Raw genomic sequence first — 19317 nt, forward strand, 5'->3', positions numbered from 1 at the left:
AGGATCGCGCCGTCCATCTGTGCAGCACCGGTGATCATGTTTTTAACATAGTCGGCGTGGCCTGGGCAGTCTACGTGTGCGTAGTGGCGAGTCGGGGTGTCGTACTCAACGTGAGAGGTGTTGATGGTGATACCACGAGCTTTTTCTTCTGGCGCGTTATCGATCTGGTCGAATGCACGAGCAGAACCACCGTAGGTTTTAGCCAGAACGGTAGTGATTGCAGCGGTCAGGGTAGTTTTACCATGGTCAACGTGGCCGATAGTACCAACGTTGACGTGCGGTTTTGTACGTTCAAATTTTTCTTTAGACACGGCTATATTCCTTACTATAGTGCTCTCCCCTCTGGAGAGAGCACGGGACTTAGGTTTTAATCCTGTGGATTACTTACCACGGGCTTCAATAACGGCCTGAGCAACGTTGTTAGGCGCATCATCATACTTCAGGAATTCCATGGTGTATGATGCACGACCTTTGGTCAGAGAACGCAGCTGAGTTGCATATCCGAACATTTCAGACAGCGGAACTTCAGCGTGGATCTTAACGCCAGTTACTTCGGATTCCTGACCACGCAGCATACCGCGACGACGGCTCAAGTCACCGATAACGTCACCGGTGTTCTCTTCAGGAGTTTCTACTTCAACCTTCATGATTGGCTCAAGCAGAACTGGTTTTGCTTTCTTAAAGCCTTCTTTAAAGGCAATAGACGCAGCCAGTTTAAACGCCAGTTCAGAGGAGTCAACGTCGTGGTAAGAACCGAAGTGCAGACGGATACCCATGTCAACAACCGGATAGCCAGCCAGAGGGCCCGCTTTCAGCTGTTCCTGGATGCCTTTATCAACGGCTGGGATGTATTCGCCAGGAATTACACCACCTTTGATGTCGTTGATGAACTCGTAACCTTTCGGGTTAGAGCCCGGCTCCAGTGGGTACATGTCGATCACAACGTGACCGTACTGACCGCGACCACCAGACTGCTTAGCGTGTTTACCTTCAACATCGGTAACTTTCGCGCGAATCGCTTCGCGGTAAGCAACCTGAGGTTTACCCACGTTCGCTTCAACGTTGAATTCACGCTTCATACGGTCAACGATGATGTCCAGGTGCAGTTCACCCATACCAGCGATGATGGTCTGGTTAGATTCTTCATCAGTCCATACGCGGAATGATGGGTCTTCTTTCGCCAGACGGCCCAGAGCCAGACCCATTTTTTCCTGGTCAGCTTTGGTTTTTGGTTCAACCGCGATGGAGATTACCGGCTCAGGGAATTCCATACGCTCCAGAATGATCGGGTGATCCGGGTCACACAGGGTGTCACCAGTGGTCACGTCTTTCAGACCGATAGCTGCAGCGATGTCGCCCGCACGAACTTCTTTGATCTCTTCACGTTTGTTAGCGTGCATCTGTACGATACGGCCAAAACGTTCACGCGCCGCTTTCACGGAGTTCAGGATGGTGTCACCAGAGTTAACCACACCAGAGTAAACGCGGAAGAAGGTCAGGTTACCCACGAATGGGTCGGTAGCAATTTTGAACGCCAGTGCAGAGAACGGCTCGTCATCACTTGCGTGACGCTCAGCCGGAGTATCTTTACCGTCGTCCAGGATGCCGTTGATCGCAGGAACGTCAACCGGGGATGGCAGGTAGTCAACTACCGCATCCAGCATCGCCTGAACACCTTTGTTCTTGAACGCAGAACCACAGGTTACCAGGATGATTTCGTTGTTCAGAACGCGCTGACGCAGAGCTTTTTTGATCTCTTCTTCAGACAGTTCTTCACCACCCAGGTATTTCTCCATCAGCTCTTCAGAAGCTTCAGCAGCGGATTCGATCAGGTTCTGGTGCCATTCGTCAGCCAGGTCCTGCATCTCAGCCGGGATATCTTCGTATTCGAAGGTAACGCCCTGGTCTGCATCGTTCCAGTTGATGGCTTTCATTTTCACCAGGTCGATAACGCCGGTGAAGCCTTCTTCAGCACCAATTGCCAGCTGCAGCGGAACAGGGTTCGCGCCCAGACGGGTTTTGATCTGGCCAACAACTTTCAGGAAGTTAGCACCCATACGGTCCATTTTGTTAACGAACGCGATGCGTGGAACTTTATATTTGTTCGCCTGACGCCATACGGTTTCAGACTGTGGCTGAACACCACCAACTGCGCAATAAACCATTACCGCGCCGTCAAGAACACGCATGGAACGTTCTACTTCGATGGTGAAGTCAACGTGGCCCGGGGTGTCGATGATGTTTACGCGATGCGGTTCGTACTGCTTAGCCATACCTGACCAGAATGCAGTAGTCGCTGCGGAGGTGATGGTAATACCACGCTCCTGCTCCTGTTCCATCCAGTCCATGGTGGCTGCGCCGTCATGAACTTCACCGATTTTATGGTTTACACCGGTGTAGAACAGAATACGTTCGGTAGTAGTGGTCTTACCGGCGTCGATGTGCGCACTGATACCGATGTTACGGTAGCGTGCGATGGGTGTTGTACGAGCCATTTGATTCCTCGTTTGTTTCTTTAGGCGTTCAGTTAAGTTACCCAGAGCGGGCAGCTTCTCTGAAGCGCCCGCCTGGTGACTAATACTCCGAAGGGATTACCAACGGTAGTGTGCGAACGCCTTGTTGGCTTCTGCCATACGGTGAACGTCTTCACGTTTCTTAACTGCAGTACCTTTGTTTTCTGCAGCATCAGAAAGTTCGTTCGCCAGACGCAGAGCCATGGATTTATCACCGCGTTTACGAGCAGCTTCAACGATCCAACGCATTGCCAGGGCATTACGACGAACCGGACGAACTTCAACTGGAACCTGATAAGTAGAACCACCAACGCGGCGGGACTTAACTTCTACAGTTGGGCGAACGTTGTCGAGAGCGACTTCGAAAGCTTCCAGTTCATTTTTACCAGAACGCTGAGCCAGGGTCTCCAGCGCGCTGTATACGATTGCTTCTGCAGTAGATTTTTTACCATCTACCATCAGGATATTTACAAATTTTGCCAGCAGTTCTGATCCGAACTTCGGATCTGGAAGAATTTTACGCTGACCAATGACGCGACGACGTGGCATGGGAATACTCCGTTGTTAATTCAGGATTGTCCAAAACTCTACGAGTTTAGTTTGACATTAAGATAAATCAGTTTGGCCTTACTTAACGGAGAACCATTAAGCCTTAGGACGCTTCACGCCGTACTTGGAGCGAGCCTGCTTACGGTCTTTAACACCTGAGCAGTCCAGCGCACCACGAACGGTGTGGTAACGAACACCCGGAAGGTCTTTAACACGACCGCCACGGATCAGGATCACGGAGTGCTCCTGCAGGTTGTGACCTTCACCACCGATGTAGGAAGTCACTTCGAAACCGTTAGTCAAACGCACACGGCATACTTTACGCAGTGCGGAGTTTGGTTTTTTAGGAGTGGTGGTATATACACGAGTACATACGCCACGTTTCTGCGGGCAGGCTTCCAGCGCAGGCACGTTGCTTTTTGCAACTTTGCGTGCACGTGGTTTGCGTACCAGCTGGTTAACTGTTGCCATTAAATAGCTCCTGGTTTTAGCTTTTGCTTCGTAAACACGTAATAAAACGACCTCATACAATATGAGGACGCGAAATTTTAGGGCTACGTCGAAAAGGTGTCAAGAAATATACAGCGATCTCAAATCACCAGTTCATTTGACTGGCGTGCGTCACAGTAAGATTGACGAAATCAGTATAGCCAACCACGTCAATTTTGGCTGAAATTTGACCAGAAAGACCCCGCGCATCCAGATCGTCCTTCAGCGCAGAGACCGTTATGGGGGCATTCGTGAGAATTTCAACGAAACGTCCACCTTCAAGTGCAGCGAGCACGCCATCCTGAATCAGCAGCAGATCGTCACCTTCGCGCAGCATGCTCAACAGCGTGTCGATATCACATTGCCATGGTGAATGGCTGAGAATATGGAGCATGGAAGCCTCAGAAAGTCAGAATGGTGTCGTAGTGGGATAGTTGTTCACGCAGTGCTGCGGCAGGTAAGGTCGTCACATCCAGCACAAAAGGCGTCTTATCGCTTAAACCGCGCGCCGTTAAAGAGTCGGCACAGACATAGCAGGTTTCGATATCGTAAAGCGGCAGCACTTTGAAGGTGGCGATGTAGTCGCGCGCCAGAATGGCCTGCGGCTGTTGGCCCGCCAGAAGCTGAAGCACGCCGTCCCCCAGAAAGAAGACACCGATATCTTTTGTTAACGCCGATGTCGCAAGCAGCGCATCCAGGCCTTCGCGGCCAGAGGTGCTGCCGTGCGGCGCAGAAGTAAAAACAAATGCCACACGCTTCATCAGAATTGTACCACTCTGTCGCAGGTTAACGCCGCCTGAGCCAATGCGCCCAGACCACTCAACGAAAAACCAGGCTGCAGGTTAGCGCCTGATAATCCCAGGCGCTCGGCTTCGGCTGCATCCGTCACGCCGCGACGCAGCGCCGCCGCCACGCAGATATGCAGCTCAACGCCCTGCTTTTCATTTAACGCCTGCCAGGCGCGGACCAGATCAAACTCGTCGCTCGCCGGCGACGTAAACTGGTTCGCGTTATACACCCCTTCCCGATAGAAGAAGACGCTCGCCAGTTCGTGTCCGGCCGCCAGCAGCGCATGCGCAAACTGCAGCGCGCTGCTGGCCTGTTGAGTCCCATACGCCGGGCCCGTCACCATTAATGCAAAACGCATTACTTATCCTGCCCCACGAAATCGCCGCTTTTGAACTGACGGATGTAGAGGTAAACCGTATGCTTGGAGATGTTCAGACGATCGGCCACCTGGTTGATGGCATCTTTAATGTCGAAAATCCCTTTCTCGTAGAGATTGAGTACGATCTGGCGATTCTTGGCGTTGTTCGATACGTTGCGGTCAGCATTGACCTCTTCAATGGTGAACTCAAGCGTCTGCGTGACGAGATCTTCAACGGAGGAGGCAAAGTTAACAGAAGAGCCAACGTCTGGCGTTTCTGGCGGAATAAAGGTGCTCATGATCTGCGAGAATGGCACATCAAGGTTCATGTTGATGCACAGCAGCCCAATCACACGATGCTCGCGATTTCGAATCGCGATGGTTTCTGATTTCATCAGCACGCCGCTTTTGGCGCGGGTGAAATAACATTTTGAGACGCTGCTGTCCGCGCCGGTCATGTCATGCAACATACGCAATGCAAGGTCGGTAATTGGCGAACCAATTTTACGGCCGGTATGCTCACCATTAGCAATGCGGATGGCGGAACACTTCAGATCTTGCAGGGAGTGCAATACGATTTCGCAGTGGGAACCAATGAGCATCGCTAACCCGTCCACTACCGCTTCATAGGATTTCAGAATATCGAAGTCGGTCTGGTCAAAAGGACGTTGATCCAGCAAATCAAGTTCACTGGTTTCGTTGGTTAAAAGCGACCTGGACATGAAAAAAACACTCCTTTTCAGGAGCCTGTCGTTAGGTTTTCAGGGCAGGCTCATTATCTACACGGACAACTAAATTAATACAGCGTGCCTAACGCTTTCCAGTGTTAATTATATCTGCCCCACAATAAAAAACCGCCGCCTTAAAAGGCGGCGGTTTGCATCACATTACTTCTTAGCGTCTGTCGCAGCTTTCTGATCTGCCTGCGCTTCCGGTTTCGCATCCGCTTTCGGCGCTGGTTTGATGTCCAGCAGCTCTACGTCGAAGACCAGCGTAGAGTTAGCCGGGATACCCGGAACGCCAGTTTTGCCATAGGCCAGATCCGGTGGGATAACCAGCTTGATTTTGCCGCCTTTTTTGATGTTTTTCAGGCCTTCAGTCCAGCCTGGGATCACACCGTCAAGACGGAAGGAAAGAGGTTCACCACGGGTGTAAGAGTTGTCGAACTCTTTACCGTCGATCAGCGTACCTTTGTAGTTCACCACAACGGTGTCGCTGTCTTTAGGCGCATCACCGGTACCTTCTTTCTCAACTTTGTACACCAGACCAGTAGAAGAGGTTTTCACACCCTTCTCTTTAGCAAAGGTGTCGCGGTAGGCTTTGCCTTTCGCTTCGTTGTCTTTAGCGTCCGCTTCCATCTTGGTCTGAGCGGCACCCTTCACGCGCGCTTCGAACGCCTGCAGAGTCTGTTCGATTTCCTGGTCAGACAGTTTGCTCTTATCAGCAAAGGCGTCCTGAACACCCGCGATCAGCTGGGCTTTGTCCAGTTTGATGCCCAGTTTCTCTTGTTCTTTCAGAGAGTTTTCCATGTAGCGGCCCAGAGATGCGCCCAGTGCGTAGGCGGATTTCTGGTCGTCATTTTTGAACGCCGCTTTGCTGTCTGCAGTGGCAGCAGGCTTCGCAGCAGTATCAGCAGCGAATGACAGCGGCGCGTTCAGTGCAACAGCCATCGTCGTCGCCAGCAGCGTTACTTTAAACAGTGATTTCATCCATATCTCCAGGGCCTGGGGACTCTCACCCCAGCGTTAAACGTAAATGAGTGACGTACTATAAAACGTTGCGGAAGAAATCTACAGACAGACACTTCCAATTCTCGCCACTTTTCAGACTATTTTTGTTTAAATAAGTTTCTTGCCAACGGGATAGAGACTGCACTTAAGGATAAACTCAGTTAAACTGCGCCGCCGCTGGGCCAATATGGCGTATCAGATATAAACGAGGTGAATGATGAAGGACACAATGATAGAAGCGAGAATGGCTGAGCTGGAAAGCCGCCTGGCTTTTCAGGACATCACCATCGAAGAGCTTAACCAGACCGTGACCGCGCACGAACTCGAAATGGCGAAACTACGGGATCATATGCGCCTGCTGACGGAAAAGCTGAAGGCGACGCAGCCGTCAAATATTGCCTCTCAGTCGGAAGAGACGCCACCACCTCATTATTGAGGCGTAAAAAAAGCGGGATTATCCCGCTTTTTTATTTTCCGCATGACGGAATTAGTGGCAACCGCAGCCGCCGTTGCCGCAACCACCTTTACCGTGGCCGTGGTCATGACCATGGTCGTGGCCGTGACCACCGCAGCAGCCGTCGTGGCCGTGATCGTGATCATGGTCGTGACCATGCGCACCGTGAACGTGGCCATGAGCCAGTTCTTCTTCGGTCGCTTCACGGATCGCAACAACTTCTACGTTGAACTTCAGGTTCTGACCAGCCAACATGTGGTTGCCGTCAACCACGACGTGATCGTCTTCAACTTCAGTGATTTCAACAGGAACCGGCCCCTGGTCAGTTTCAGCCAGGAAGCGCATGCCAACCTGCAGCTCGTCAACGCCCATGAACACGTCTTTAGGAACGCGCTGAACCAGGTTGTCGTCATACTGACCGTAAGCGTCGTTCGCGCCTACAGCAACGTCGAATTTATCGCCAACTTCATGACCTTCCAGCGCAGTTTCCAGGCCGGAAATCAGGGAACCGTGACCATGCAGGTAGTCCAGCGGCGCACTCACCGGAGACTCATCAACCAACACACCGTCTTCTGTACGTACCTGATAGGCCAGGCTGACCACCAGGTCTTTTGCTACTTTCATGATATCTCCTGAGCGTGGGAAAATTGCTGGCGCAGATTGTAGCGGAAATCTGCACCCGTGTACCCTTAAGCTTAAAAAAACTCAGAGCATATCGCTAGTCTGGATGAAAAATGCCGATCACTTGCTCTTCTTTGCGAACGTGATCGCGTGCTTCTTTGTCAGCCTCACGCATCTGGTGACCGCACTTAACGCACTCAACTATATCAATATTATTTTCGCGCCACATGGCCAGCGTATCTTGAGCCTGGCAAGACGGGCACTTTGCACCCGCGATAAAGCGTTTACGTACAGCCATCTTTCGTTACCTTTTATTCAAATTCATCCCAGCCGTCGAGCTGGCGTCGTTCCTGTTGCATCTCTCGCTGAAAGATCTCCTCCAGCTCGCGCCGCGCTTCCCGCACGCGGGAGATCTGCGCCGTATCGCTATGTACAGGCATTAATTCGCGCAGCATGCGCATATCCAGCCGGCGGAAGTGCATCTGGGCGCGCTGCGCCTGGTGAGGATGCATCCCCAGGGAGATTAACGCCTTGCGCCCCAGTTCCAGCGCACTGGAGAACGTCTCACGGGAGAAGTGTTTCACACCTGCCTGCAACAATTCGTGAGCTTCAACACGCCCCCGGGCACGCGCCAGAATATTGAGGTGCGGGAAGTGCTGCTGACATAGCTCCACCAGCTTCATTGTATCTTCCGGATCGTTGCAGGTGATGACGATAGACTCCGCGGCTTCCGCCCCGGCCGAGCGCAGAAGCTCAAGCTGAGTGGCATCGCCGTAATAGACCTTGTAGCCATATTTGCGCATCAGGTTGACCGCGCTGATATCGCGCTCCAGCACCGTAATGCGCATTTTGTTCGCCATCAACAGGCGGCCAATCACCTGCCCGAAGCGGCCGAAGCCCACGACGATCACCTGCGGCTTATCGTCTTCTACCCACGGCGCTTCATCTTCATCGTCTGCCGGATTCAGGCGGCGCGACAGGAGTTTATCCACCATCTTCATCAGCAGAGGCGTGGTCATCATCGACAGCGTTACCGTCACCAGCAGCAGCGCCATCTGGTCATCTTTAAACAGCTTCTGGGAGGAGGCGGTGGAGAACAGCACAAACGCAAACTCGCCACCCTGGCTCAACACGCTGGCAAACTGCATGCGTTCCGAACTGCGCAACCCGTAGATACGCGCCATGACGTACAGCACCAGCATTTTCACCGCCACCAGGATCGCAACACTCACCGCAACCCAGAGCAAATGGGTATAAAGCACGCCAAGATTGAGCGCCATTCCCACCGAAATAAAGAACAGGCCTAACAGCAGCCCTTTGAAGGGATCGATGGCAATTTCCAGTTCGTGCCGATATTCACTCTCCGCCAGCAGCACGCCGGCAATAAAGGTGCCCAGCGCCATCGACAGCCCCAGCGCATCCATAAACAGCGCCGAGCCAAGCACCAGCAGCAGCGTCGCGGCGGTAAACACCTCGCGCACGCCCGAGGCGGCAATAAAGCGGAACACCGGACGTAACAGGAAACGTCCGCCAATCAGCATGCCCGCGAAGGCCAGCACCTTCATGGAAATTTTTGCCCAGTCGAAGTGATCGTCGCCCGAGCCCGCCAGCAGCGGCACCAGTGCCAGCGCCGGGATCACCGCTAAATCCTGGAACAACAGCACCGAAAAGCCCAGCTGTCCGGCTTCATTGCGGTTCATCCCCTTGTCGCGCATCAGCTGCAGCGCCATCGCCGTCGACGACATTGCGAGACCAATCCCGCCAATCACCGCCGCCTGCCAGGAAAAGTTGGTCAGCATTAACAGGCCAGCCAGAATCGCGGCGCTAAACAGCACCTGCGCGGCGCCCACGCCAAAGATAGAGCGTCGAAGCTGCCACAGCTTCGAGGGGTTCAGTTCGAGGCCGATGATGAACATCAGGAACACCACGCCGAGCTCCGAGAAGTGGAGAATTTCATCCACGTCGCTGATGAAACCCAGTCCCCATGGGCCAATGGCGATCCCCGCAAGCAAATACCCCAGCACCGCCCCGATGCCGATACGGGCGGCAAGCGGCACCGCGACGACGGCGGCAAATAAAAACAGCACCCCGGCGAGGAGTAAATTCGATCCTTCCATTAACGACCTCCTGCCGGAATCGGTGATGCCAGCCATTCACCGTAGGCTCTGGCGTGACTTGCCAGCGCCTTCGGGTCCTGACGCCGTGCCCAGTAAACAATAATCGGGCTCATCCAGTGCATGCGGCACATGGCCGCCGTCAGCTCGAACGGCCTCAGGATGTCGCTCATTGGATAGCGGTTCAGCCCGTCGTGACGGTAAGCGCTTTCGGGTTCACCGGTGGTGATCACACTGCGCCAGTACTTTCCCGCCAGCTGGTTGCCCCCCACCCCACTGGAGAAGCCCCGGCTCAGCACGCGGTCCAGCCACTCTTTCAGCAGTGCCGGACAGCTGTAGGTATAGAGCGGATGCTGAAATACAATCACGTCATGCTGACGCAGCAGTTCCTGCTCGTAAGGAATATCGATAAAGAAATCAGGATAGTGCGCGTAGAGATCGTGCACCGTGACGTTACTGAGCTGTGTGGCCGGCTTAAGCAGCACCCGGTTCGCCACCGAGTCCTGAGATTCCGGATGGGCATACAGCAGCAGCACTTTAGCTGTCTGAGACATCACTCCCCTCCCGGTTCTGTTTTTGTGTATTGTTGTCGTTTTGGGCTACCATGGCGGCCCGGTGGGGAAAATGGCCCACACCTTACATTATCATAATGACAAATTAACATAGTCGGAACATACGGCGCTTCTATGATTGTTTTCTCCTCGTTACAAATTCGTCGCGGCGTGCGCGTCCTGCTGGATAACGCCACTGCTACCATCAACCCGGGCCAGAAAGTGGGTCTGGTCGGCAAAAACGGCTGCGGTAAATCCACCCTGCTGGCGCTGCTGAAAAACGAGATTAGCGCGGAAGGCGGTAACTTTACCTTCCCGGGGAACTGGCAGCTCGCGTGGGTAAACCAGGAGACGCCAGCCCTGAGCGAACCGGCACTCGACTATGTTATCGACGGCGATCGCGAGTACCGTAAGCTCGAAGCGGAACTCAACGCGGCCAACGAGCGCAACGACGGTCACGCCATCGCTACCGTTCACGGCAAGCTGGACGCCATCGACGCGTGGACCATTCGCTCCCGCGCCTCCAGCCTGCTGCACGGCCTGGGCTTCAGCAATGAACAGCTTGAACGCCCGGTAAGCGACTTCTCCGGCGGCTGGCGCATGCGCCTCAACCTGGCGCAGGCGCTGATCTGCCGCTCAGACCTGCTCCTGCTCGATGAACCGACCAACCACCTCGATCTCGATGCGGTTATTTGGCTGGAGAAGTGGCTCAAGAGCTATCAGGGCACTCTGATTCTCATCTCCCATGACCGCGACTTCCTCGACCCGGTGGTGGATAAAATCATTCATATCGAACAGCAAACCATGTTCGAGTACACCGGCAACTACAGCTCCTTTGAGCGCCAGCGCGCGACGCGCCTTGCCCAGCAGCAGTCGATGTATGAAAGCCAACAGCAGCGCGTGGCGCACCTGCAGAGCTTCGTGGATCGCTTCAAAGCTAAAGCGTCAAAAGCCAAGCAGGCCCAGAGCCGCATCAAGATGCTGGAACGCATGGAGATGATCGCCCCGGCACACGTGGATAACCCGTTCCACTTCAGCTTCCGCGCGCCGGAAAGCCTGCCGAACCCGCTTCTGAAGATGGAAAAGGTCAGCGCTGGCTATGGGGATCGCATCATCCTCGACTCTATCAAGCTTAACCTGGTGCCGGGTTCGCGCATTGGCCTGCTGGGGCGCAACGGCGCCGGTAAATCAACGTTAATTAAGCTGCTCGCGGGCGAGCTTAACCCAACCAGCGGTGAAATCGGCCTGGCGAAGGGCATTAAGCTTGGCTATTTCGCCCAGCATCAGCTGGAATTTTTACGCGCGGATGAATCCCCGATTCAGCATCTGGCGCGTCTTGCGCCGCAGGAGATGGAGCAGAAGCTGCGCGACTACCTCGGCGGCTTCGGCTTCCAGGGCGATAAGGTGACCGAAAACACCGAGCGTTTCTCGGGCGGCGAAAAAGCGCGTCTGGTGCTGGCGCTGATCGTCTGGCAGAGACCCAACCTGCTGCTGCTCGATGAACCGACCAACCACCTGGATCTCGACATGCGTCAGGCGCTGACCGAAGCGCTGATTGAGTTCGAAGGCGCACTGGTTGTCGTGTCGCACGATCGCCACCTGATCCGCTCCACCACCGACGATCTCTACCTGGTACACGGCGGCAAAGTCGAACCGTTCGACGGCGATCTTGAAGACTACCAGCAGTGGCTGACGGACGTACAAAAGCAGGAAAACCAGCCGGAAGAGTCAGCGAAAGACAACGTCAACAGCGCACAGTCGCGTAAAGACCAGAAGCGCCGCGAAGCGGAACTGCGCACCCAGACCCAGCCGCTGCGTAAAGAGATTGCCCGTCTTGAAAAAGAGATGGAAAAGCTCAACGCCATCCTTGCCGCCGTCGAAGAGAAGCTGGGCGACAGCGACCTGTACGATCAGAGCCGTAAAGCGGAGCTAACGGATTGTCTGCAAACGCAGGCGAAAGCTAAATCCAGCCTCGAAGAGTGCGAAATGGCATGGCTGGATGCCCAGGAACAGCTGGAAGCGATGCTGCAGGCAGACTGAATTTTTACCCCGTTGTGCGAACGGAATCTATCTCTGGTTCGGAAATCCAGGCTAAACGGGGTACAATTCGGAAAGTATAGTGAATTTCTGACAAGAATCAGCATCGTCCTTATGACCCAAATCATTCCATCAGACTTCGACATTACAGCCGAAGACAGCACCGAGTTCGTGCCCATGCGCGGCGTGGCCAACTGCCATTTGCAGACCATGCTGCCGCGGCTGATCCGCCGCAAGGTCCAGTTCACTCCGCACTGGCAACGGCTCGATCTGCCGGACGGTGATTTTCTGGATCTCGCCTGGAGCGAAGCGCCGGAACAGGCTCTTCATAAGCCGCGTCTGGTGGTTTTTCACGGTTTAGAAGGCAGCCTGCACAGTCCGTATGCGCATGGGTTAATTGAGGCCGCCAAAGCGCGCGGCTGGCTCGGCGTGGTGATGCATTTTCGCGGCTGTAGCGGCGAGCCGAATCGTCAGAAACGCATTTATCACTCGGGTGAAACCGAAGATGGCACGTGGTTTCTGCACTGGCTGCGGGAAAATTATGGCGCCGCGCCAACGGCCGCCGTGGGCTACTCGCTGGGCGGTAATATGCTCGCCTGTCTGCTGGCCAAAGAGGGCGACAGCGTACCGCTGAATGCAGCAGTGATTGTCTCCGCACCGTTTATGCTGGAGCAGTGCAGCTACCACATGGAAAAAGGCTTTTCTCGCGTCTATCAGCGCTATCTGCTCAACCTGCTGAAAGCCAACGCGGCGCGAAAGCTGAAGGCCTATCCGGATACCCTGCCGGTAAGCCTGCGCCAGCTGAAAAAGGTTCGCTGCATCCGCGAATTCGACGATCTGATCACCGCCAAAATTCACGGCTTCGCCGATGCTATCGACTATTACCGACAGTGCAGCGCCATGCCGCTGCTCAGCAAAATCACGCAGCCGACGCTGATTATTCACGCCAAAGATGACCCGTTCATGGATCATCACTCAATTCCCGCGCAGGAATTCCTGCCTGACAACGTTCACTACCAGCTGACCGAACATGGTGGCCACGTGGGGTTCATCGGCGGCACGCTGCGCAGGCCGAAAATGTGGCTGGAAGCGCGCATTCCTGACTGGCTGACTCCTTATCTGGATGGTGCAAAATGATCATTCCCTGGCAGGATCTGGCTCCCGAAACGCTCGATAATCTGATTGAAAGCTTTGTATTACGCGAAGGCACCGATTATGGTGAACATGAGCGTTCGCTTGAGCAAAAGGTCAACGATGTAAAACGCCAGCTGAAAAGCGGCGACGTGGTGCTGGTGTGGTCAGAACTGCATGAGACGGTCAATATCATGCCCCGCAACGCGTTTCACGGCTGATCTTCCAACCTTTTCCGTCAGGGAGTTGCTATGTCTGCCAGACATCCCATTATTGCCGTTACGGGGTCGAGTGGTGCGGGAACCACCACCACCAGCCTCGCTTTTCGCAAGATTTTCGCCCAGCTGAATCTCCGTTCGGCGGAGGTCGAAGGCGACAGCTTTCACCGCTATACGCGGCCTGAGATGGACATGGCGATCCGCAAGGCGCGCGATCTGGGTAAACACATCAGCTACTTTGGCCCGGAAGCCAATGATTTCGGCCTGCTGGAGCAAACCTTCCGCGAATACGGTCAGAGCGGTACCGGGCAGTCCCGTAAGTATCTGCACACCTACGACGAAGCCGTACCCTGGAACCAGGTGCCGGGCACCTTTACCCCCTGGCAACCGCTGCCGGAACCCACCGACGTGCTGTTTTATGAAGGATTGCACGGCGGCGTTGTCACACCTCAGCACGACGTGGCGCGCCATGTGGATCTGCTGGTCGGGGTGGTGCCGATCGTTAACCTGGAGTGGATCCAGAAGCTGACGCGCGACATGAGTGAGCGCGGCCATTCGCGCGAGGCGGTAATGGACTCGGTGGTGCGCTCCATGGAAGATTACATCAACTATCTCACGCCGCAGTTCTCCCGCACGCACATTAACTTCCAGCGCGTGCCGACGGTGGACACTTCCAATCCGTTCGCGGCGAAGAGCATCCCTTCGCTGGATGAGAGCTTTGTGGTGATCCACTTCCGCAATCTTGAAGGCATTGATTACCCCTGGCTGCTGGCGATGCTGCAGGGCTCGTTTATTTCCCACATGAATACGTTAGTGGTTCCCGGTGGAAAAATGGGGCTGGCAATGGAGCTGATCATGACGCCGCTGGTGGAGCGACTGATGGAAGGGAAACAGATCGCGTGAACATGTTCCCTCTCCCCGTGGGAGAGGGTTAGGGTGAGGGCATCAACACGCACGATGCCCCAATAATTAAGCCTCGATCACTTCATACGAATGGGTGATTTTTACCGCTTTCTCCAGCATTAACGCCACAGAGCAGTATTTCTCCGCAGAGAGATCCACCGCACGTGAGACCGCCGCGTCTTTCAGTTCTTTCCCGGTGACGACAAAGTGCAGATTAATGTGGGTGAACAGGCGTGGCGCCTCTTCGCGACGTTCTGAGGTGAGTTTAACCTCGCAATCCGTCACGTCATGACGGCCTTTTTGCAGAATCGACACCACGTCGATCGCGCTGCATCCGCCTGCCGCCATCAGCACCATTTCCATTGGGCTTGGAGCTTTATCGCCGGAGTTACCATCCATCAAAATCTGGTGTCCTGACGCGGACTCGCCCAGGAACGTTAAACCTTCAACCCACTTCACGCGCGCTTGCATATTCATTAACTCCAACGTTGCATTTTTGGTGACAGATTACGCGTGCGTTACATTTCTCGCAATGGAAGGCGACCTGCATCATGCTGAAGCGAGACACCAGGAGACACGCGGCAAAAGCTATGCTAAAACACTCAGGATGCTACAGTAATACATTGACGTTACACATGTATGCAGAGGACATCAAACTTTACTGGCTGCGAAACGTTACGACAGCCGACTTCCCAGGGTATGGGTAAGAATTCGATTGCAACCCCAGAGTCCGGATGCATCTGATGACTCTGGTGACAGCTTATAACAGAGGATAACAGCGCATGGTGCTTGGCAAACCGCAAACAGACCCGACTCTCGAATGGTTCTTGTCTCATTGCCACATTCATAAGTACCCATCGAAGAGCACGCTGATTCACCAGGGTGAAAAAGCGGAAACGTTGTATTACATCGTCAAAGGCTCGGTGGCAGTGCTGATCAAAGATGAGGAAGGCAAAGAGATGATCCTTTCCTATCTGAACCAGGGCGATTTTATCGGTGAACTGGGCCTGTTTGAAGAAGGCCAGGAACGTAGCGCCTGGGTTCGTGCAAAGACAGCATGTGAAGTGGCTGAAATTTCTTATAAGAAATTCCGTCAGTTGATTCAGGTAAACCCTGACATCCTGATGCGTCTTTCTTCCCAGATGGCGCGTCGTCTGCAGGTGACGTCCGAGAAAGTGGGTAACCTCGCCTTCCTGGACGTGACTGGCCGTATTGCGCAGACTCTGCTGAACCTGGCGAAACAGCCAGACGCGATGACCCACCCGGACGGCATGCAAATTAAAATTACCCGTCAGGAAATCGGTCAAATCGTCGGTTGCTCCCGCGAAACGGTGGGCCGTATTCTGAAAATGCTGGAAGATCAAAACCTGATCTCCGCCCACGGTAAAACCATCGTGGTTTACGGAACCCGTTAATCCTGCCTAAACGGCGTGCCATCGCGGGGTGTCACGCCGTTTTTGTCTCTATTCCCCATGTGGCGCAGGCTGATCTATCACCCGGAAGTTAACTATGCACTACGACAAACGCTGGTGCTGTGTCTTCCCGTGGCCGTGGGCCTGATCCTGGGACATCTTCAGCAGGGCCTGCTGTTTTCTCTCGTCCCCGCCTGCTGCAACATTGCCGGTCTGGACACGCCCCATAAACGCTTTTTCAAACGTCTGATAATTGGCGGCTCGCTGTTTGCTGGCTGTAGCCTCGCGGTGCAGCTTCTGCTGGCTCGCGATATTCCCCTGCCGCTGATCCTGACCGTGCTGGCGATGACCCTCGGCGTCACCGCCGAAATCAGCTCGCTCCATGCCCGGCTGCTTCCCGCGTCACTCATTGCGGCCATCTTCACCCTGAGCCTCGCCGGTAATATGCCTGTGTGGGAGCCGCTGTTGATCTACGCCCTCGGCACGCTGTGGTACGGGCTGTTTAACTGGTTCTGGTTCTGGCTGTGGCGGGAGCAGCCGCTGCGCGAATCTCTGAGCCTGCTCTACGTGCAGCTTGCGGATTACTGTGAAGCCAAATACACCCTGCTCACCCAGCATACGGATCCGGAAAAATCCTTACCGCCATTGCTGACGCGCCAGCAAAAGGTGGTAGACCTGATAAGCCAGTGCTATCAGCAGCTGCATATGCTCGCCGCCAACAAGAACCACGAATATAAACGGCTGTTGCGCACCTTTCAGGTGGGGCTGGATCTTCAGGAGCATATCTCCGTTAGCCTTCACCACCCGCAGGAGGTGCAAAAGCTGGTTGAGCGCAGCCATGCCGAAGCGGTGATCCGCTGGAACGCGCAGACCGTCTCCGCGCGCCTGCGGGTGCTGGCCGATGATATTCTCTACCACCGCTACCCCACGCGCTTTAACATGGACAAACAGCTCGGCGCGCTGGAGAAAATCGCCCGTCAGCACCCGGATAACCCGGTCGGCCAGTTTGCCGCCTGGCACTTCAGCCGCATCGCCCGCGTGCTGCGCACCCAGCGCCCGCTTTATTCCCGTGACCTGATGGCGGATAAACAGAAACGTCTGCCGCTGCTGCCGGCGCTGAGAAGCTACCTGTCTCTGAAATCTTCCGCTCTGCGCAACGCTGCAAGGATTAGCGTCATGCTCAGTATCGCCAGCCTGATGGGCATGGCGCTCCAACTGCCGAAACCGTACTGGATCTTAATGACCGTGCTGTTTGTTACCCAGAACGGCTATGGCGCCACGCGGGTGCGCATTCTGCACCGGGCAGGCGGCACGATGGCGGGGCTGATTATTGCGGGCGTGACGCTGCATTTTCACGTGCCCGAAGGCTATACCCTGGCGGGCATGCTGGCGATCACCCTGGTAAGCTATCTAATCATTCGCAAAAACTACGGCTGGGCGATGGTGGGCTTTACGGTGACGGCGGTATATACCCTGCAGCTGCTGACGCTTAACGGCGAACAGTTCATCGTTGCCCGCCTGATCGACACGCTGATTGGCTGCCTGATCGCCTTTGGCGGCATGGTCTGGCTGTGGCCGCAGTGGCAGAGCGGGCTGCTGAGGCAGAACGCCCACGACGCGCTGGAGGCCGATCAGCAGGCCATTCGTCTGATCCTGAGCGACGATCCGCAGCCTTCCCCGCTGGCGTATCAGCGGATGAAGGTCAACCAGGCGCACAACGCACTGTTTAACTCGCTCAACCAGGCGATGCAGGAGCCGGGCTTTAACTCACACTATCTTGCCGATATGAAGCTGTGGGTCACGCACAGCCAGTTTATCGTCGAGCACATCAATGCCATGACCACGCTGGCGCGCGAACACACCATGCTGACGCCGGATCTGGCGCAGCGCTATTTGCAGTCCTGTGAAATTGCCCTGCAGCGGTGTCAGCAGCGTCTGGAGTATGACGCGCCGGGCGAGTCGGGGGATTCGAACATTCTGGAGGCACCGGAGACGCTGACCCACGGCCCGATGAGCACCCTGGAGCAGCATTTGCAGCGTATTCTCGGGCATCTGAACACCATGCATACCATTTCGTCGGTGGCATGGCGTCAGCGCCCGCATCACGGCATTTGGTTAACGCGGCGGTTAAAGCGAACCGAGTATTAGCCTTTTACGATCTTCTCGACCGCCGCGGCAAAGCGGGTTAACCCGTCTTCAATATCTTTCTCTTCCACCACCAGCGACGGCGCAAAACGCATCACGTCCGGCCCGGCGTTGAGCACCATCACCCCTTCGCGAGCGGCGGCATGCAGGAAATCGCGCGCGCGGCCTTTGTACTGCGGCTTAAGCTCCGCACCAATAAGCAGCCCCATGCCGCGGATCTCGCTGAATACGTCGTACTTATTGTTAATCTGCTGGAGATGCTGCACAAACAGCTCGCGCTTCGCGCTAACACCGTTCAGCACCTCTGGCGTGTTGATGATGTCGAACGCGGCACCTGCCACGGCGCTCGCCAGCGGGTTACCGCCATAGGTCGAGCCGTGAGACCCGACGTGGAACGCAGAGGCAATCTCCTGCGTCGTCAGTACCGCACTCACCGGAAAACCGCCGCCGAGCGCTTTGGCGCTGGTCAGAATATCCGGCGTCACGCCGTAGTGCATGTAGGCAAACAGCTCTCCGGTACGCCCCATCCCGCACTGCACTTCATCAAACACCAGTAGCGCCTGATGTTCGTCGCACAGTTCGCGCAGCCCTTTCAGGAATTCCGGGGTTGCCGCGGTCACGCCGCCTTCGCCCTGAATCGGCTCCACCACCACCGCGCAGGTGTGGTCGTCCATCACCGCTTTCACCGCGTGCAGATCGTTAAACGGCACGTGGATAATGTCGGCTGGTTTCGGACCGAAGCCGTCGGAATACTTCGGCTGGCCGCCAACGGAGACGGTAAAGAAAGAGCGTCCGTGGAAGGCGTTATGGAAGGCGATGATTTTAGTTTTGTACGGGCTGTGGCGCGTGGTGGCGTAGTAGCGCGCCAGCTTAAAGGCGGTTTCGTTAGCTTCGGTGCCGGAGTTCATAAACAGCACGCGCTCGGCAAACGTGGCATCAATGATCTTGCGGCCCAGGCGCAGCGCAGGTTCGTTGGTGAACACGTTGCTGGTGTGCCACAGGGTTTCGCCCTGGGTTTTCAGCGCGTCCACCAGCGCAGGATGGCAGTGGCCCAGCGCCGTGACCGCAATACCGCCCGCGAAATCCACATACTCCTTGCCCTGCTGATCCCAGACGCGGCTGCCTTTCCCCTTCACCGGGATAAATTCAGCCGGTGCATAAATCGGCAGAATCACTTCATCGAATGTCGCGCGGGTAATTGCTGGTTGTTCAGTTGCCATGTCATGCCCATCCATTTTATGTCACATTCATTGTGAAAATGTAATCACAAAATATGCATAAAAACTCACAACAAGGCAACAGA

General features: G+C 55.0%; 22 protein-coding genes. 7 read left to right on the top strand and 15 right to left on the bottom strand.

The genetic code is table 11. The features are described 5' to 3' along the window. The 9 genes from IM265_RS17495 to fkpA all read right to left on the bottom strand — a co-directional run. Window positions 1-311, bottom strand: a 311-nt coding sequence (locus IM265_RS17495) for a GTP-binding protein (protein ID WP_020686859.1), incomplete at its 3' end; no start/stop codon positions are given. Window positions 312-380: 69 nt separating this feature from the next. After that, on the bottom strand, window positions 381-2495 hold the full coding sequence (gene fusA, locus IM265_RS17500) for an elongation factor G (RefSeq protein WP_028014637.1): 2115 nt from the start codon (window positions 2493-2495) through the stop codon (window positions 381-383). Between the two features lie 96 nt (window positions 2496-2591). Next, a complete protein-coding gene (gene rpsG / locus IM265_RS17505; RefSeq protein ID WP_003861706.1) occupies window positions 2592-3062 on the bottom strand; it encodes a 30S ribosomal protein S7 in 471 nt (156 codons plus the stop codon). A 96-nt stretch (window positions 3063-3158) separates the two neighbouring features. Further along, window positions 3159-3533 (bottom strand): 30S ribosomal protein S12, encoded by a 375-nt coding sequence (gene rpsL / locus IM265_RS17510; protein WP_000246815.1) that lies wholly within the window; start codon window positions 3531-3533, stop codon window positions 3159-3161. Window positions 3534-3657: 124 nt separating this feature from the next. Continuing rightward, the gene (gene tusB / locus IM265_RS17515; protein WP_041911943.1) at window positions 3658-3945 is read right to left on the bottom strand and encodes a sulfurtransferase complex subunit TusB; all 288 of its coding nucleotides are present in this window, start codon (window positions 3943-3945) and stop codon (window positions 3658-3660) included. Between the two features lie 7 nt (window positions 3946-3952). Next, window positions 3953-4312, bottom strand: a complete 360-nt coding sequence (gene tusC, locus IM265_RS17520) for a sulfurtransferase complex subunit TusC (RefSeq protein WP_193031678.1) — start codon at window positions 4310-4312, stop codon at window positions 3953-3955. After that, entirely contained in the window at window positions 4312-4698 is a 387-nt protein-coding gene (gene tusD, locus IM265_RS17525; RefSeq protein ID WP_028014640.1) for a sulfurtransferase complex subunit TusD, read from the bottom strand. Before tusD ends, tusC begins: the two co-directional genes overlap by 1 nt. After that, on the bottom strand, window positions 4698-5420 hold the full coding sequence (locus IM265_RS17530; RefSeq protein ID WP_014885489.1) for a transcriptional regulator: 723 nt from the start codon (window positions 5418-5420) through the stop codon (window positions 4698-4700). The genes tusD and IM265_RS17530 overlap by 1 nt, the downstream gene beginning before the upstream one ends. A 165-nt stretch (window positions 5421-5585) precedes the next feature. Then, window positions 5586-6407, bottom strand: coding sequence for an FKBP-type peptidyl-prolyl cis-trans isomerase (gene fkpA, locus IM265_RS17535; RefSeq protein WP_023331457.1), 822 nt, complete (start codon window positions 6405-6407; stop codon window positions 5586-5588). Between the two features lie 238 nt (window positions 6408-6645). On the opposite strand from fkpA, the gene IM265_RS17540 reads away from it, so the two are divergent. Next, window positions 6646-6864, top strand: a complete 219-nt coding sequence (locus IM265_RS17540) for a protein SlyX (protein ID WP_028014642.1) — start codon at window positions 6646-6648, stop codon at window positions 6862-6864. A 51-nt stretch (window positions 6865-6915) separates the two neighbouring features. Here the strand turns inward: IM265_RS17540 and slyD are convergent, their stop codons facing one another. The 4 genes from slyD to kefG form a co-directional block, all read right to left on the bottom strand. Further along, window positions 6916-7506 (bottom strand): peptidylprolyl isomerase, encoded by a 591-nt coding sequence (slyD, locus tag IM265_RS17545; protein ID WP_003861691.1) that lies wholly within the window; start codon window positions 7504-7506, stop codon window positions 6916-6918. A gap of 94 nt (window positions 7507-7600) precedes the next feature. Then, window positions 7601-7801 (bottom strand): YheV family putative zinc ribbon protein, encoded by a 201-nt coding sequence (locus tag IM265_RS17550; protein ID WP_003861689.1) that lies wholly within the window; start codon window positions 7799-7801, stop codon window positions 7601-7603. A gap of 13 nt (window positions 7802-7814) precedes the next feature. Continuing rightward, window positions 7815-9620 carry a glutathione-regulated potassium-efflux system protein KefB gene (gene kefB / locus IM265_RS17555; RefSeq protein WP_028014643.1) on the bottom strand — a complete coding sequence of 602 codons (1806 nt, stop codon included), beginning with the start codon at window positions 9618-9620 and terminating at the stop codon, window positions 7815-7817. Then, a complete protein-coding gene (gene kefG / locus IM265_RS17560; protein ID WP_006812200.1) occupies window positions 9620-10171 on the bottom strand; it encodes a glutathione-regulated potassium-efflux system ancillary protein KefG in 552 nt (183 codons plus the stop codon). Before kefG ends, kefB begins: the two co-directional genes overlap by 1 nt. 132 nt (window positions 10172-10303) lie before the next feature. On the opposite strand from kefG, the gene IM265_RS17565 reads away from it, so the two are divergent. The 4 genes from IM265_RS17565 to IM265_RS17580 all read left to right on the top strand — a co-directional run bounded on the left by IM265_RS17565 (window position 10304) and on the right by IM265_RS17580 (window position 14457). Then, entirely contained in the window at window positions 10304-12208 is a 1905-nt protein-coding gene (locus IM265_RS17565) for an ABC transporter ATP-binding protein (protein WP_193031680.1), read from the top strand. 111 nt (window positions 12209-12319) lie between these two features. Continuing rightward, window positions 12320-13342, top strand: coding sequence for a hydrolase (locus IM265_RS17570; protein ID WP_063155645.1), 1023 nt, complete (start codon window positions 12320-12322; stop codon window positions 13340-13342). After that, the gene (locus IM265_RS17575) at window positions 13339-13557 is read left to right on the top strand and encodes a YheU family protein (RefSeq protein WP_013099053.1); all 219 of its coding nucleotides are present in this window, start codon (window positions 13339-13341) and stop codon (window positions 13555-13557) included. The genes IM265_RS17570 and IM265_RS17575 overlap by 4 nt, the downstream gene beginning before the upstream one ends. 30 nt (window positions 13558-13587) lie before the next feature. Continuing rightward, window positions 13588-14457 (top strand): phosphoribulokinase, encoded by an 870-nt coding sequence (locus tag IM265_RS17580; RefSeq protein WP_028014646.1) that lies wholly within the window; start codon window positions 13588-13590, stop codon window positions 14455-14457. A gap of 66 nt (window positions 14458-14523) precedes the next feature. On the opposite strand, the gene IM265_RS17585 is transcribed toward IM265_RS17580, so the two are convergent. Continuing rightward, window positions 14524-14928, bottom strand: a complete 405-nt coding sequence (locus IM265_RS17585; protein WP_008503018.1) for an OsmC family protein — start codon at window positions 14926-14928, stop codon at window positions 14524-14526. Window positions 14929-15239: 311 nt separating this feature from the next. Here IM265_RS17585 and crp point away from each other — a divergent pair, with 311 nt between their 5' ends. Next, complete coding sequence (crp, locus tag IM265_RS17590; protein ID WP_000242758.1) at window positions 15240-15872, top strand: cAMP-activated global transcriptional regulator CRP; 633 nt, start codon at window positions 15240-15242, stop codon at window positions 15870-15872. 57 nt (window positions 15873-15929) lie between these two features. Then, the gene (locus IM265_RS17595) at window positions 15930-18017 is read left to right on the top strand and encodes a YccS/YhfK family putative transporter (RefSeq protein WP_182035567.1); all 2088 of its coding nucleotides are present in this window, start codon (window positions 15930-15932) and stop codon (window positions 18015-18017) included. Here the strand turns inward: IM265_RS17595 and IM265_RS17600 are convergent. Beyond that, the gene (locus IM265_RS17600; protein WP_182035563.1) at window positions 18014-19234 is read right to left on the bottom strand and encodes an aspartate aminotransferase family protein; all 1221 of its coding nucleotides are present in this window, start codon (window positions 19232-19234) and stop codon (window positions 18014-18016) included. The two genes, IM265_RS17595 and IM265_RS17600, sit on opposite strands and share 4 nt — an antisense overlap. Window positions 19235-19317: the final 83 nt, after the last annotated feature.

Origin of the sequence: Enterobacter cloacae complex sp. P17RS (assembly GCF_014895885.1) — a bacterium.
Classification (GTDB): domain Bacteria; phylum Pseudomonadota; class Gammaproteobacteria; order Enterobacterales; family Enterobacteriaceae; genus Enterobacter; species Enterobacter bugandensis.